At 68.5% G+C, this 12,127-nt stretch carries 14 protein-coding genes; 3 read left to right on the forward strand and 11 right to left on the reverse strand.

Annotated elements, in window-relative coordinates; genetic code table 11:
* Positions 1-101: 101 nt before the first annotated feature.
* From ACZ6DT_RS01530 to ACZ6DT_RS01570, 9 genes are all read right to left on the reverse strand, one after another.
* The gene (locus tag ACZ6DT_RS01530; RefSeq protein WP_465587022.1) at positions 102-842 is read right to left on the reverse strand and encodes an amino acid ABC transporter ATP-binding protein; all 741 of its coding nucleotides are present in this window, start codon (positions 840-842) and stop codon (positions 102-104) included.
* On the reverse strand, positions 839-1,597 hold the full coding sequence (locus ACZ6DT_RS01535) for an amino acid ABC transporter permease (RefSeq protein ID WP_465587024.1): 759 nt from the start codon (positions 1,595-1,597) through the stop codon (positions 839-841). Before ACZ6DT_RS01535 ends, ACZ6DT_RS01530 begins: the two co-directional genes overlap by 4 nt.
* Complete coding sequence (locus ACZ6DT_RS01540) at positions 1,598-2,380, reverse strand: ABC transporter substrate-binding protein (RefSeq protein ID WP_465587025.1); 783 nt, start codon at positions 2,378-2,380, stop codon at positions 1,598-1,600.
* Positions 2,381-2,388: 8 nt separating this feature from the next.
* Positions 2,389-3,162 (reverse strand): ABC transporter substrate-binding protein, encoded by a 774-nt coding sequence (locus ACZ6DT_RS01545; RefSeq protein ID WP_465587027.1) that lies wholly within the window; start codon positions 3,160-3,162, stop codon positions 2,389-2,391.
* Positions 3,163-3,167: 5 nt separating this feature from the next.
* The gene (locus ACZ6DT_RS01550) at positions 3,168-3,995 is read right to left on the reverse strand and encodes a substrate-binding periplasmic protein (RefSeq protein ID WP_465587029.1); all 828 of its coding nucleotides are present in this window, start codon (positions 3,993-3,995) and stop codon (positions 3,168-3,170) included.
* 314 nt (positions 3,996-4,309) lie between these two features.
* Positions 4,310-5,740, reverse strand: a complete 1,431-nt coding sequence (purB, locus tag ACZ6DT_RS01555; protein ID WP_465587032.1) for an adenylosuccinate lyase — start codon at positions 5,738-5,740, stop codon at positions 4,310-4,312.
* Positions 5,741-5,873: 133 nt separating this feature from the next.
* Positions 5,874-6,467 carry a TetR/AcrR family transcriptional regulator gene (locus ACZ6DT_RS01560; RefSeq protein ID WP_276365151.1) on the reverse strand — a complete coding sequence of 198 codons (594 nt, stop codon included), beginning with the start codon at positions 6,465-6,467 and terminating at the stop codon, positions 5,874-5,876.
* Positions 6,468-6,491: 24 nt separating this feature from the next.
* Positions 6,492-7,196, reverse strand: a complete 705-nt coding sequence (locus tag ACZ6DT_RS01565) for a hypothetical protein (RefSeq protein ID WP_465587034.1) — start codon at positions 7,194-7,196, stop codon at positions 6,492-6,494.
* Positions 7,183-7,701, reverse strand: coding sequence for a SigE family RNA polymerase sigma factor (locus ACZ6DT_RS01570; protein WP_465587037.1), 519 nt, complete (start codon positions 7,699-7,701; stop codon positions 7,183-7,185). Before ACZ6DT_RS01570 ends, ACZ6DT_RS01565 begins: the two co-directional genes overlap by 14 nt.
* 135 nt (positions 7,702-7,836) lie before the next feature.
* Here ACZ6DT_RS01570 and ACZ6DT_RS01575 point away from each other — a divergent pair, with 135 nt between their 5' ends.
* The 3 genes from ACZ6DT_RS01575 (at position 7,837) to ACZ6DT_RS01585 (ending at position 10,380) form a co-directional block, all read left to right on the forward strand.
* Positions 7,837-8,865, forward strand: coding sequence for a threonine aldolase family protein (locus ACZ6DT_RS01575; RefSeq protein WP_465587040.1), 1,029 nt, complete (start codon positions 7,837-7,839; stop codon positions 8,863-8,865).
* A 2-nt stretch (positions 8,866-8,867) separates the two neighbouring features.
* Positions 8,868-9,458 (forward strand): HAD family hydrolase, encoded by a 591-nt coding sequence (locus ACZ6DT_RS01580; protein WP_465587043.1) that lies wholly within the window; start codon positions 8,868-8,870, stop codon positions 9,456-9,458.
* A gap of 94 nt (positions 9,459-9,552) precedes the next feature.
* The gene (locus ACZ6DT_RS01585) at positions 9,553-10,380 is read left to right on the forward strand and encodes an SAM-dependent methyltransferase (protein ID WP_465587046.1); all 828 of its coding nucleotides are present in this window, start codon (positions 9,553-9,555) and stop codon (positions 10,378-10,380) included.
* Here the strand turns inward: ACZ6DT_RS01585 and ACZ6DT_RS01590 are convergent.
* Positions 10,377-10,562 carry a hypothetical protein gene (locus ACZ6DT_RS01590; protein ID WP_007032516.1) on the reverse strand — a complete coding sequence of 62 codons (186 nt, stop codon included), beginning with the start codon at positions 10,560-10,562 and terminating at the stop codon, positions 10,377-10,379. The two genes, ACZ6DT_RS01585 and ACZ6DT_RS01590, sit on opposite strands and share 4 nt — an antisense overlap.
* Positions 10,563-10,682: 120 nt before the next feature.
* Positions 10,683-11,849, reverse strand: coding sequence for a pyridoxal phosphate-dependent aminotransferase (locus tag ACZ6DT_RS01595; protein WP_465587049.1), 1,167 nt, complete (start codon positions 11,847-11,849; stop codon positions 10,683-10,685).
* Positions 11,850-12,127 lie beyond the last annotated feature (278 nt).

Consider the following 12,127-nt stretch of genomic DNA (forward strand, 5'->3'; position numbering starts at 1 on the left):
GGTTCGGGTCTTCCCTCCCCGGCCTGGGCGGGGTTGTCTTTCCTCCCCCCCCCCCCCCCCCCCCCCCCCCCCCCCCCCCCCCCCACCCCACCACCGGCTCCTCACAACACCTGCGACAAAAACCTCTGCAAACGCTCGCTCCGCGGAGCGTCGAAGATCGCCTCCGGAACGTCGAGTTCGACGATCTTCCCGGCGTCCATGAACGCGACCTCGTCGGCGACACTGCGCGCGAAACCCATCTCGTGGGTGACCACGAGCAGCGTCAGCCCGCGCTCGGCCAGCCCCGCCATGAGGTCCAGGACGCCCTTGACCAGCTCCGGGTCCAGCGCGCTGGTCGCCTCGTCGAACAGCATGACCTCGGGCTCCATGGCGAGCGCCCGCGCGATCGCGACCCGCTGCTGCTGCCCGCCCGAGAGCGCGCTCGGCCGGTACGGCGCCTTGTCGGCGAGGCCGACCTCGGCGAGCCGGGCGTGCGCGATCTCCGCGGCCTCCGCCTTGCCGAGCTTGCGCACACTGCGCAGCGGCAGGGTGATGTTGTCCAGCACGCTGCGGTGCCCGAACAGGTTGAAGTGCTGGAACACCATCCCGACCCGCTGCCGCAGCGCGTCCGGGTCGGACGAGATGACGCTCTCGCCGCCAAGCAACAAGTCGCCGGAGTCGGGTTCCTGCAGCCGGTTCACGCAGCGCAGCAGCGTCGACTTGCCGGAGCCCGACGGCCCGATGATGCAGGTCGTGCGGCCCTTTTCGACCTTGAGGTTCACGCCCTTCAGCACCTCGAGGGTGCCGAAGGAGACGTGGATGTCGCGGAGTTCGACGCTGGAAGAACGTACGACGGTCGTCATGACATCGGCACCTTTCCGGCGTTCAGCAGTTCCGTTTCGCCGCCGTCGTCGTCGACCCGGATCTTCTTGCCGGTGCGCAGCTTCTTGTCGATGTAGTTGACCAGATGCGTCAGCGGCACGGTGATCACCAGGTACACCGCACCCGCCGCGACCAGCGGCGACAGGTTCCCGGTGTTCGCCGCGAGGTCCTGCCCGATGCGGAACAGGTCGCGCTGTTCGGCGAGGAAGCCGAGGAAGTACACCAGGCTGGAGTCCTTGACCAGCGCGATGAACTGGTTCACCAGCGCGGGCAGCACCCGCCGCACCCCCTGCGGGATGACGACGAGCGTCATCGCCTTGGTGTAGCTCATGCCCAGCGCGCGGCTGGCCTCCATCTGTCCTTTTTCGACACTTTGGATACCGGCGCGGAAGATCTCGCCGATGTACGCGGCGGCGATCAGGCTCAGCGCCAGAATGCCCAGCGGATACGGGTTCCGTGACAGGGACGGGATGAGGATCCCGCCGCCCTGGCCGATCACCAGGATGGTCAGGATCGCGGGCAGGCCGCGGAAGATGTCGGTGTACACCCGGGCGGGCCAGCGCAGCCACGCCTTGCTGGACAGGCCCATCGTGGCCAGCAGCATGCCGAGCACCGTGCCGATCAGCGCCGAGAACGCCGACAGGATCAGCGTGTTCAGCAGGCCGGTCCCGAGGAGGTCCGGGAAGACCTCCCAGATGTATTCCCAGTTCAGGAAGCTGTTGAGGAAATCGTCCACTTACTTCTGCCCGGCCTTGAACTCCGCGGGCACCGGCGCGTTCGGTTCGAACCGCTGGTGCACCTTTTCCCATGTCCCGTCGGCGATGACCGCCTTGAGCCCGGCGTTGATCTTGCCTGCCAGTTCGGTGTTGCCCTTCTTGACCGCGAAGCCGTGCGGGATCGTCGTGGTGATCGCCTTGACCACCTTGAGTTTCGCGTCCGGGTTCTTCGCGGCGTAGTCCTCGGCGGTCGCCTGGTCGAAGATCGCGCCGTCGATCGCGCCCGACTTGAGCGCGGCGAGGGTGGCGGCGTCCTGCGGGAACTTCACGGCCCGCGCGGTGGGCGCGTTGGCCGCCAGCCAGCTGTCCGACACCGTGCCCTGCACGACACCGATCCGCTTGCCCGCCAAGGAGTTCTCGTCGGTGATGCCGGTGCCCTCACGGGCCTCGATACCGAGTGATTGATAGTTGTACGGCGCCGAGAAGTCGACCGTCTTGCGGCGTTCGTCGGTCTGGGAGATCCCCGAGCTGCCGATGTCGAACTTGCCGTTGGCGACCTGGCTCAGCAACGTCGAGAACTCGGTCGAGACGAACTCGAGTTTCAGGTTCTGCTGCGCGGCGATGGCCTTCAGCAACTCGTTGTCGAACCCGGTGAACACGCCGTTCTCCTGATAGGCGTTGGGTTTCGAGTCGCTGAGCGTGCCGACGCGCAACGTGCCGGCACTGCCGCTTTCCCCGCCGCCGCACGCCGCCAGCACCGCCACCAGGGCAGCACCGACGACGGCGGCGAATGACTTCTTCATCGTGATCCTCACGCCTTGAACTGGTCCGGAACCGGGGCCGTCGGCAGGAACTTCTCGTGCAGTTTGACCCACGTGCCGTCGGCGATGATCTGCTTCAGGCCCTCGTCGATCTTCGTTCGCAGTTCGGTGTTGCCCTTCTTCACCGCGAAGCCGTGGGGCACGTCGGTGGTGAAGGACTTGACGACCTTGAGCTTCGCGTCGGCGCTGTCCTTGACGTTCGTCTCGGCGATCGCCTGGTCGAGGACGTAGGCGTCGACGGCCCCGCTCTTGAGCGCGGCCAGCGCCGGGGCGTAACCCGGGAAGCGCACGGCCTGCGCGTCGGGCACCGTCGAGGTGAGCCACTTGTCGCCGACGGTCGCCTGGATGACCGCGACCCGCTTGCCGGACAGGCCCTTCTCCTCGGTGATCGGCGAGCCGTCCTTGGTCTGGATGCTCATCACTTCGAAGTTGTACGGGCTGGAGAAGTCGACGTTCTTCTTGCGCTCGTCGGTCTGTGCGATGGCCGAGCTGCCGATGTCGAACTGGTTGTTCGCGACCTGGCCCAGCAGCGACGAGAAGTCCGTCGATACGAACTCCAGCTTCAGGTTCTGCTTGGCGGCGATGGCCTTCAGCAGCTCGTTGTCGAAACCGGTGAAGTTGCCGTTCTCGACGTAGATGTTCGGCGGCGCGTCGCTGAGTGTCCCGACGCGCAGGGTCTTCTCGGTGGCGGATTCGCCGCCACCGCAGGCGGCGAGCACGGCGACGAGACCCGCGGCCAGCGTGGCGAGGAAGATCTTTTTCATCGTTTTCAAATCCCCGCGTTCTGGACGGGCAGGCCGGGGCCGCCCTTTTCGAGTTCCTTCGGCAGCGGCTCGGTCTTGAAGAACTGAGCGTGCAGGCGGGCGACGGTGCCGTCCGCCACGGCCTTCGCGAGACCGTCGTTGAGCTTTTTCAGCAGTTCCTTGTTGTCCTTGCGGACGGCGAACGCGGACGGCGTGTCCTTGGTCTCGACGGTGTAGCCGAACTCCAGCGGCACGTCCGGGTTCTGGTCGATGTACTTCTGCCCGATGTCCTTCGGCACCACCCAGCCGTCGAGGCTGCCGGCCTTCAGCTGCGCGAAACCGGCGTTGTAGTCCGGGAACCGGACGACGTTGGCGCCCGGCACCTTGCCGCTCGCGAAGTCGTCCTGCACCGACGCCTGCACGACGCCGAGCCGCTTACCGGTAAAGGCGCCGACGTCCTTGAGGGCCGCGCCCTTCTTGGTGAGGATCGTGGTGAACCCGGTGCTGTAGCCGTTGCTGAACGCGACGGTCTTCTTGCGGGCCTCGGTGGTGGAGATCGTGGAGCTGCCGATGTCGAACTTGTCGGTGGCGACGGCGGCCAGCAGGCCGGCGAACTCGGTGCCGACGAATTCGACCTCGAAGCCCTCGCGCTTCGCGATGTCGCGCAGCAGTTCGTTGTCGTAGCCGGTGAAGGTGCCGTTCTCCAGGTAGATGGACGGCGGCGCGTCGGTCAGAGTGCCGACCCGCAGCTTCTGGGCAGTCGCGCCCGCGTCACCGGAGCCGCAGGCGGCGAGGGCGAGGGTGGCCGCTCCGGCCGTGACGACGGCGACGAATTTCGACAGCGTGGATCTCATCGCTTCTTCCGTGGGTTTCGGCGCGCAGGGCGCGATACAAACACGCCAGGCCGCCTCGTGGGCGGCCTGGCGCTCCGGGTTCAGCGATCGAGATTAGGCATTTCGCCCGATCGAGTAACTTCGTCTCAGTATCTGGTATCGCGCCGCCGGGATCACGCTGCCAGGACGCAACCTGATGAACTCGCAGCTCACGGTGGCCTTGAGCGCGCCCTGCCATCGTGATCCCGGGGGCCTCGCGGCCAAACGCGCGACTTCGAGGGATCAAGGGACTTTGGTCACCGGAGACCTTGGTCACCGGAGATCGTGTCGCCTGGTCAGAGGATCGGTGCCGGCGAGTAGTTCGCCGACTCCGGGAAACGCTCCAGGACGCCTTCGACGCGTGATGCGATCGCGGCCACCTGACGGGGGGCCACCCCGGTGAACGAGATCCGGTCGGCGAGGAGTTTGTCCAGCTCACCGCGGTCGAGCGGGATGCGTTCGTCGGCGGCGAGCCGGTCGAGGAGGTCGTTCTCCACCAGCCCCTGCTCCCGCATCGCGAGCGCGACACCGACGGCGTTCTCCTTGATCGCCTCGTGAGCGGTTTCACGCCCGACACCCGCGCGGACCGAGGCCATGAGCACCTTGGTGGTCGCGAGGAACGGCAGATAGCGATCGAGCTCACGCCCGATGACCGCGGGGAAGGCTCCGAACTCGGCCAACACCGTGAGGAAGGTCTCCAGCAGACCGTCGAGCGCGAAGAACGCGTCGGGCAGCGCGACCCGGCGGACGACGGAGTCGGACACGTCGCCTTCGTTCCACTGGTCGCCGGCGAGCTCGCCGATCATCGACAGGTAGCCGCGCAGCACCACGGCGAGCCCGTTGACCCGCTCGCACGACCGCGTGTTCATCTTGTGCGGCATGGCCGACGAACCGACCTGGCCCGGCTTGAAGCCTTCGGTGACCAATTCGTGGCCCGCCATCAGGCGGATCGTCTTCGCCAGGCTCGACGGCGCCGCGGCCAGCTGGACCACGGTGGACAGCACGTCGAAGTCGAGCGAGCGCGGGTACACCTGGCCGACGCTGGTGAACACGTTCTCGAAGCCGAGGTGGGCCGCGACCCGCGACTCCAGTTCGTCCAAAGTGGACTCGTCACCGAGCAGGTCGAGCATGTCCTGCGCGGTGCCGACCGGGCCCTTGATGCCGCGCAGCGGGTACCGCTCGATCAGGTTCTCGAGCCGGTCGAACGCGACGAGCAGTTCGTCGGCGGCGGTGGCGAACCGTTTGCCCAGGGTCGTCGCCTGCGCGGCGACGTTGTGCGAACGACCGGCCATCACCGTGTCGGAGTGTTCGACCGCGATCGCGGCGAGCCTGGCGAGCACCGCGCCGACCCGCGAGCGCATCAGCTCGAGCGAGCGCCGCACCTGCAGTTGCTCGACGTTCTCGGTGAGGTCTCGCGACGTCATGCCCTTGTGGACGTGCTCGTGCCCGGCGAGCGCGTTGAACTCCTCGATCCGGGCCTTCACGTCGTGGCGGGTGACCCGCTCGCGCGCGGCGATCGAGTCGAGGTCGACCTGCTCCAGCACGCGTTCGTAGTCGGCGACCACCCCGTCCGGCACCTCGACGCCGAGGTCGGCCTGCGCGCGGAGCACGGCGAGCCAGAGCTCCCGCTCCAGCACGACCTTGCGTTCCGGGGACCACAGTTCGACCAGCTCAGACGAGGCGTAGCGGCCGGCGAGCACGTTGGGGATGCGGGGCTTGTCCGTCACGCGGCCAGACTAACCCGCCCGCATTTCGTCCTCTGAATGCGCCTTGACCCCGCCCGACCACCGCATTTCGTCCTCTGAATGCGGTAGTTGGCATAACGAACTACCGCATTCAGAGGACGAAATGCGGGAGGGGTCAGGTGAGGGCCGCTTGCAGCATCCGGGCGGCGGCGGCACGCGGCTCCGGGTCGACCTCGATCAGCGCGTTGACCACGGCGCCGTCGACCAGGGCGACCAGCCGCTCCAGTTCGACGCCGTCCACAGGGGTGCCGGAGCGCGCGAAGATCTCGTGGAGCAGCTCGTACAGCTGAGCGGACAGCGTCCGCATCAGGGGACGAAGGTACGGACGACGGCCTGTCCCGACGAGGCGTTCGTAGCGCAGAAGGACCGCTTCGGCGTCGGCCTCGCGATCCGGGCGGAGCGGTCCGAGGAGCATGTCCAGCACCAGGTCGACGGTGGCCTCGACACCGCGATCGCGGGTCGCCAGTTCCTCGAGTCGGAGCCGTCCGGTCTCCAATTCCAGGTTCGAGTGGTGCTCCACGGCGGCGGTGACGAGTTCTTCGAGCGAGTCGAAGTAGTACGTCGTCGAGGCCAGCGGCAACCCGGCGCGTTCGGCGACCGCGCGGTGCCGCACGGCGTCGAACCCGCCCTCCGCCAGCAGCGACGCGGCGGCCTCGATGAGCTCGGCACGGCGTCGCTCACCCTTCGGCGTTGTCGCTGCGGCGGTCATGGCGGGCTATTTTGCCAGGTGCGCTCAGTAGCGGGCGGCGAGCACGCCGACAACCCTCTCGACCTCGGACTCGGAGAAGGCGGGCCTGCCCGAACCGTCACCGAGACTCACCACGACCACCAGCGAACCCTTGCCGGTGGTCCGCCGCGCGCTGGACGCGCCGGCCGGCAAGGACGGAACGGCCGCGCCCGCGGGGAAGACCGCCGCGGAGACCGTGCCGCCGGGCACCTGGAACCCCGCGGACCTGGCTCCCGTCGTACAGATGTCGCCGGGCGTCGACTTGGCGACATCCACGGGGACCGGAAGCTCGCCAGCGAGGGCGGTGGCGAGCTCCCGGTCCACCTGGTCGCACCCGTAGGTGCCTTCGGCCGTCATCCGGCCGGTCCTCTCTGGCCCGTCGCCCCCCTGCTGAGGCGGCGGGTTCGAGAAGTTCGAGGGGTCCCCGCTGTCAAGAGGACGTGCGGACGCGGCCCCGGGTTGCCCCGCGGTGGCCGCTTCCTGTTCGGATTTGGCGCCGCTCCCCAGCTGGAGGTCGGTGCCGCCGAGCACGCCGAACATGCCCGCTCCGGCCAGTACCAAAACCACCGCACTACAGGCCACCGCGATACCGTTTCGGCGTCGGGCAGTGGCGCGTTCGGAGGCGCGGACGACGTCGGCGGTGTCGAAGGTCGGCGACGGCGCGTCGCCGGGGGCGTCACGGAACAACGCCTTCAGGTCATTCTCGTCCATCCCGTGCCACCTCCTCCTTCTCCATGACCTGCCTGAGGTTCGCCAGCCCTCGCGCGGTCTGGCTTTTCACGTTTCCTTCGCTGCACCCGAGGGCCTTCGCCGCCGCACCGACGTCGAGCCCTTCGAAGAACCGCAGCACCAGCACGGCTCGCTGCTTCGGGGGCACTTCGCGCAACGCGGCCAGCAGGTCTTCCCTGGTGACGACCTGTTCGCCGAGGTCGAAGCCGTCCTGCGGCGGTTCGGGCAGCACTTCGGTCTGCCACTCCCGCCGCCACGGCCGCCTCGACTCGTCGATGGCCGCCCTGACCAGCGTCTTCCGCACGTAGGCGTCGGTCGCCGCCCGTTCTCTGATCTTCTTCCACCTCCGGTGCAGCGCGACGAACGCCGTCTGCGCGAGATCATCCGCGCGATGCCAGTCGCCGCAGAGCATGTACGCGGTCCTGCGCACGGAGTCCCGCTTCGCGGCGAAGTACTCCGCGAACTCTTGTTCGTCGCGCTGGTTCACGCGGGTTTTGTCTCCGCTCTTGCCTCGTCGGTGGGTAGGACGGAACCGGGGGCGTCCACGGTTGCATGAGCGGGCGCGGGGGACCAGCCGGGGAGGAGATTCATGGCGGGCCCGACGATGTGATGTGATCGTACCGTGACCTCGCGCTCCCTCCCGCTGCTCGATTTCCGCTCCGACACCGTGACCCGGCCGGACGACGTCATGCGCCAGGCGATGGCGGATGCCGAGGTCGGCGACAACGTCCTCGACGGCGACCCGACCGTCGGCGCGCTGGAACAGCGCGCCGCGAACCTGCTCGGCATGCCCGCGGCGCTCTGGACGCCGAGCGGGACCATGGCGAACCTGATCGCGTTGAGCATCCATCTCCAGCGCGGCGACCGGTTCCTCGCACCGCGCGGCGCGCACGTGATCACCGACGAACTCGGGTCCGCCGCCTGGCTCGCGGGCGGCATGCCGGAGCCGCTGGAGCACGACGCCGGGCCGGGACGTCCGACGCCGGAAACGCTTTCGGCCGCGATCGGCGACCCGCGCGGGCCGTACTACGCGCTGCACACGCCGCTGCTGTGCCTGGAGAACACGCACAACTCCGCGGGCGGCGCCGTCACCCCGCCCGACGAGCACGCGCGGCTGGTCGCGGTGGCGAAGGAGGCCGGGCTGACCGTGCACCTCGACGGCGCCCGCCTCTGGCACGCGGCCGTCGCGCTGGAGGTACCGCCCGCGGCGCTCACGGTCGGCGCCGACACCGTTTCCGCCTGCTTCTCCAAGGGGCTCGGCGCACCCGTCGGCTCGGTGGTGGCGGGCAGCCCGGAGTTCATCGAGAAGGCGCGGCGGATGCGTCAGATGCTCGGCGGCGGCATCCGCCAGGGCGGTGTACTGGCCGCGGCCTGCATGGTCGCGCTGGACCGCGTCGGCGACCTGGCCGAGACCCACGAGAACGCGACACGGCTCGCGGCCGGGCTCGCCGAGCACGGCTGGGAGGTCAACACTCCCGACACCAACATCGTGCAGGTCACCGCGCCCGACCTGGCAGGACGGCTGGCGTGGCTGGCCGGGCTCGGCATCCGGACGCTGCCCAGCTCGGGCAGGATCCGCTTCGTGGCGCACCGGGACCTTTCGGCGGCCGACATCGACGAAACCCTTCACCGCGTCAAGACCGGGGGCTGAACGTGAACTGGATCGTCTTCGACTACGGCGACGTCATCAGCGAGCACACCGACGCGCTGCCGACCCTGGCCAAGGCCTTCGACAGCGAAGTCGCCGACTTCGAACCGCACTACTGGGCCGAACGGGTCCGGTACGACTCCGGCGGCTCGGACCTCGAGTACTGGCAGAGCGTCGGCCGCGCGCTGGAGGTCCCGGTCGACAAGGCGTTCGCCGACGAGCTGACCAGCATCGACGTCACCGGTTGGACGCACGTCGAACCGGACGTTCTCGAGCTGCTCGAAGGGCTGCACGAAGCGGGCGCGGCGCTCGCGCTGCTCTCGAACGCGTCATCGACCTTCGGACGCTGGGTGCGCGAGCAGGAATGGGCGAACCTGTTCCGCGTGAAGCTCTTCTCCGGTGACCTGGGCTGCATGAAACCCGACGCGAAGATCTACCGGCTCCTGCTGGCCGAACTCGGCGCCGAACCGGCCGACTGCCTGTTCTTCGACGATCGCCAGTCCAATGTGGACGGTGCACGAGCGGTGGGGATGAAGGCGGAACGCTGGGTCGGCGTGACAACAGCGAAATCCGCCTTCGGCTCTTCGGAGGAATAATTCACCCTCGCCGCTCATCCGCTTACGCGCGGTGAAGCGAATGACCTAAGCTGGCCTGCGTCCCGAACCGAGATTTTCCCACGGGTAGGTGCCCATGCCTGGTCCAGACGGCCGGCGGCCGCTCGTGCCGGTCGATTTCGACCGGCCGAGCATCGCGCGGGTCTTCGACGCCCTCATGGGCGGCCAGGACAACTACGCGGCCGACCGGGTGGTCCTGCGCCAGATCCTGGAACTCGCGCCGGATGCCAGGGTCATGGCCAAGGAGGTCCGGCACTGGCTCGTCCGGACGGTGCGCTACCTGACCGACCGGGAAGGCCTCGACCAGTTCCTCGACCTCGGCTCCGGCTTCCCGACCTCGGACAACACCCATCAGGTCGCGCAGCGGTACAACCCCGAGGCGCAGGTCGTCTACGTCGACCACGATCCGGTGGTCCAGGCGCACGGCCGGGCGATGCTCGCGGCGAACGACTTCGCGCATATGGCGGCCGCCGACCTCACCAAACCGGACGAGGTCATCGAGGAGCTCGCGCGTACCCACCGGCTGGAGTTCGACCGGCCGGCCGGCCTGATCCTGTGCGCGATCGTCCACCACATCCAGGACTTCGGCGAGGCACGGAAGATCGTCCGCGCCTACGTCGACGCGTTGGCCCCTGGCTCGTTCGTCGTGTTGCTGCACCAGCACAATCCCGCCGACGGCACCGAAGCCGCCGACATCGCGACGTCACTCGAGAAACGCTTCACCGGCACCGGGCTGGACACGCTATATCGGACGCGCGAGGAGATCGAGTCGTTCTTCGACGGACTCGAACTCATGGAGCCGGGGCTGACGTACCCGCACCTGTGGTGGCCGGACGGCCCGCGCTTCACCCCGCCTTCGCCCGTGAATTTCACGTCGCTCGGCGGGGTGGCGCGTAAGCCTTAACGGCGAAGCTGCTTCGGGGTGCCCTTGCCCTTGATGGCGCCATACGCGGCCGTGCCGAGGAAGACCGCGCCGCCGATGACGGCGATCCAAAAGACGGCCTTCACGAGGAAACCGAGCACGGAACCGAGCACCATGAAGGCCACCCAAGCCAGAATCAGCCCGCCGACGATCTTCCAGAACATGGCATCCTCCGATTGCCTCACCGTGCCCGAGCGGGCCCGGTGAGTCCAGGTTGTCAGGCGGGAGTCGTGAGCGCCTTCTTTCCGGCCAACGTTCAGGGAGAACTCCGGGTTCCCCCTGACCTACGAGCGCTGAGCGCTGAGCCAGTCGCCGACCCTGCGGACGCCCTCGTCGATGTCCTCGCGCGAGCCCGCGAAGGAGAACCGCACGAACCGGCCACCGTCGACAGGGTCGAAGTCGATCCCGGGAGCGATCGCGACACCGGTCTCGGCGAGGAGACGCTGACACCAGCTAAGACTGTCGTTCGTGTACGCGGAGACGTCGGCGTAGGCGTAGAAGGCACCTTCGGCCGGAGCGAGCTTGTCGATGCCGATGCCCTTGAGACCGCTGAAGAGCACGTCACGGTTGGCCCGGTAGCGCTCGACATGGCCGTCGGCCTCCGCGTACCCCTCCGGGGTGAACGCGGCGATCGCGGCGTACTGGGAGACCGCGGGCGGGCAGATGGTGAAATTGCCGGTCAGGACGTCGATCGCGCGATGCAGCCGCTGAGGCGCCAGCATCCAGCCGAGCCGCCAGCCGGTCATGGCGAAATACTTGGAGAACGAACCGAGGACGAGCGCTTCGTCGCCGTACTGCCAGGCGCAATCGAGCCCGGCGCCGTAGGAGATCCCGTGGTAGATCTCGTCGCTGATCAACTGCACACCGCGTGACGCGCACCAGCCGCTGATCGCGGCGAGTTCACCCGGTGGCAGGACGGTGCCGGTGGGGTTGCTCGGACTGGCGACGATCAGTCCCTTGATCGGCCCCAGTTCGTCGAGCAACGCGACGGTCGGCTGGAAGTTCGTCCCCGCCCCGGTGGCGAACTCGACGACCTCGCAACCGAGCACCTTCAGCAGGTTGCGGTAGGCCGGGTAGCCGGGGCGCGCCATCGCGACACGGTCGCCGGCCTCGAAGGCGCTGAGGAACGAGAGCAGGAAGCCACCGGAGGAACCGGTCGTGATGATGACGTCCTGCGGGCTCACGTCGACCGGATACGTGCGGTTGTAGTGCGCCGCGACGGCGTCGCGCAGTTCCGGGACGCCGAGTTGCTCGGTGTAGCCGAGGGTGTGGTCCTTCAGCGCCCGCTGTGCCGCTTCGAGCACGGGTCGAGGCGCGGGCGCGGACGGTTGCCCCGCGAGCAACGGGACCAGGTCGCCATGGCTGCGCCGCCGGGCCTGCGCGGCCGAAAGGACGTCCATGACGTGGAACGGCGGGACGTCGGAACGTGTTGCGGGACCAGGGAAGGACATGGGACGAGGCTAGCTCGTGATGGCGGGTCGGGTTGTCGTGAGTGATCCAGGTCGTTACCCGGCCGCGCGCGTGTCGTCCCTCCAGACACGTGTGCCGTCCGCCTGATCACACGTGCCGTCCCGTCAGTCACGCGAAACCGCCAGTTCGGTGTTCGGTACAGGTGGTCGTGGGGGGGGGGGGGGGGGGTGGCCCCCACCCCCCCCCCCCCCCCCCCCCCCCCCCCCCTCCACCCCCCCCCCCCCCCCCCCCCCACCCCCCCCCCCCCCCCCCCCCCCCC

The sequence above is a fragment of the Amycolatopsis sp. NPDC041971 genome, assembly GCF_055588925.1.

What these genes read in the sequence shown, in the direction of transcription:
- ACZ6DT_RS01530 (WP_465587022.1), bottom strand. Translation starts at nt 842, where the DNA reads ATGACGACCGTCGTACGTTCTTCCAGCGTCGAACTCCGCGACATCCAC.
- ACZ6DT_RS01540 (WP_465587025.1), bottom strand. Translation starts at nt 2,380, where the DNA reads ATGAAGAAGTCATTCGCCGCCGTCGTCGGTGCTGCCCTGGTGGCGGTG.
- ACZ6DT_RS01545 (WP_465587027.1), bottom strand. Translation starts at nt 3,162, where the DNA reads ATGAAAAAGATCTTCCTCGCCACGCTGGCCGCGGGTCTCGTCGCCGTG.
- ACZ6DT_RS01550 (WP_465587029.1), bottom strand. Translation starts at nt 3,995, where the DNA reads ATGAGATCCACGCTGTCGAAATTCGTCGCCGTCGTCACGGCCGGAGCG.
- ACZ6DT_RS01560 (WP_276365151.1), bottom strand. Translation starts at nt 6,467, where the DNA reads ATGACCGCCGCAGCGACAACGCCGAAGGGTGAGCGACGCCGTGCCGAG.
- ACZ6DT_RS01565 (WP_465587034.1), bottom strand. Translation starts at nt 7,196, where the DNA reads ATGGACGAGAATGACCTGAAGGCGTTGTTCCGTGACGCCCCCGGCGAC.
- ACZ6DT_RS01585 (WP_465587046.1), top strand. Translation starts at nt 9,553, where the DNA reads ATGCCTGGTCCAGACGGCCGGCGGCCGCTCGTGCCGGTCGATTTCGAC.
- ACZ6DT_RS01590 (WP_007032516.1), bottom strand. Translation starts at nt 10,562, where the DNA reads ATGTTCTGGAAGATCGTCGGCGGGCTGATTCTGGCTTGGGTGGCCTTC.
- ACZ6DT_RS01595 (WP_465587049.1), bottom strand. Translation starts at nt 11,849, where the DNA reads ATGTCCTTCCCTGGTCCCGCAACACGTTCCGACGTCCCGCCGTTCCAC.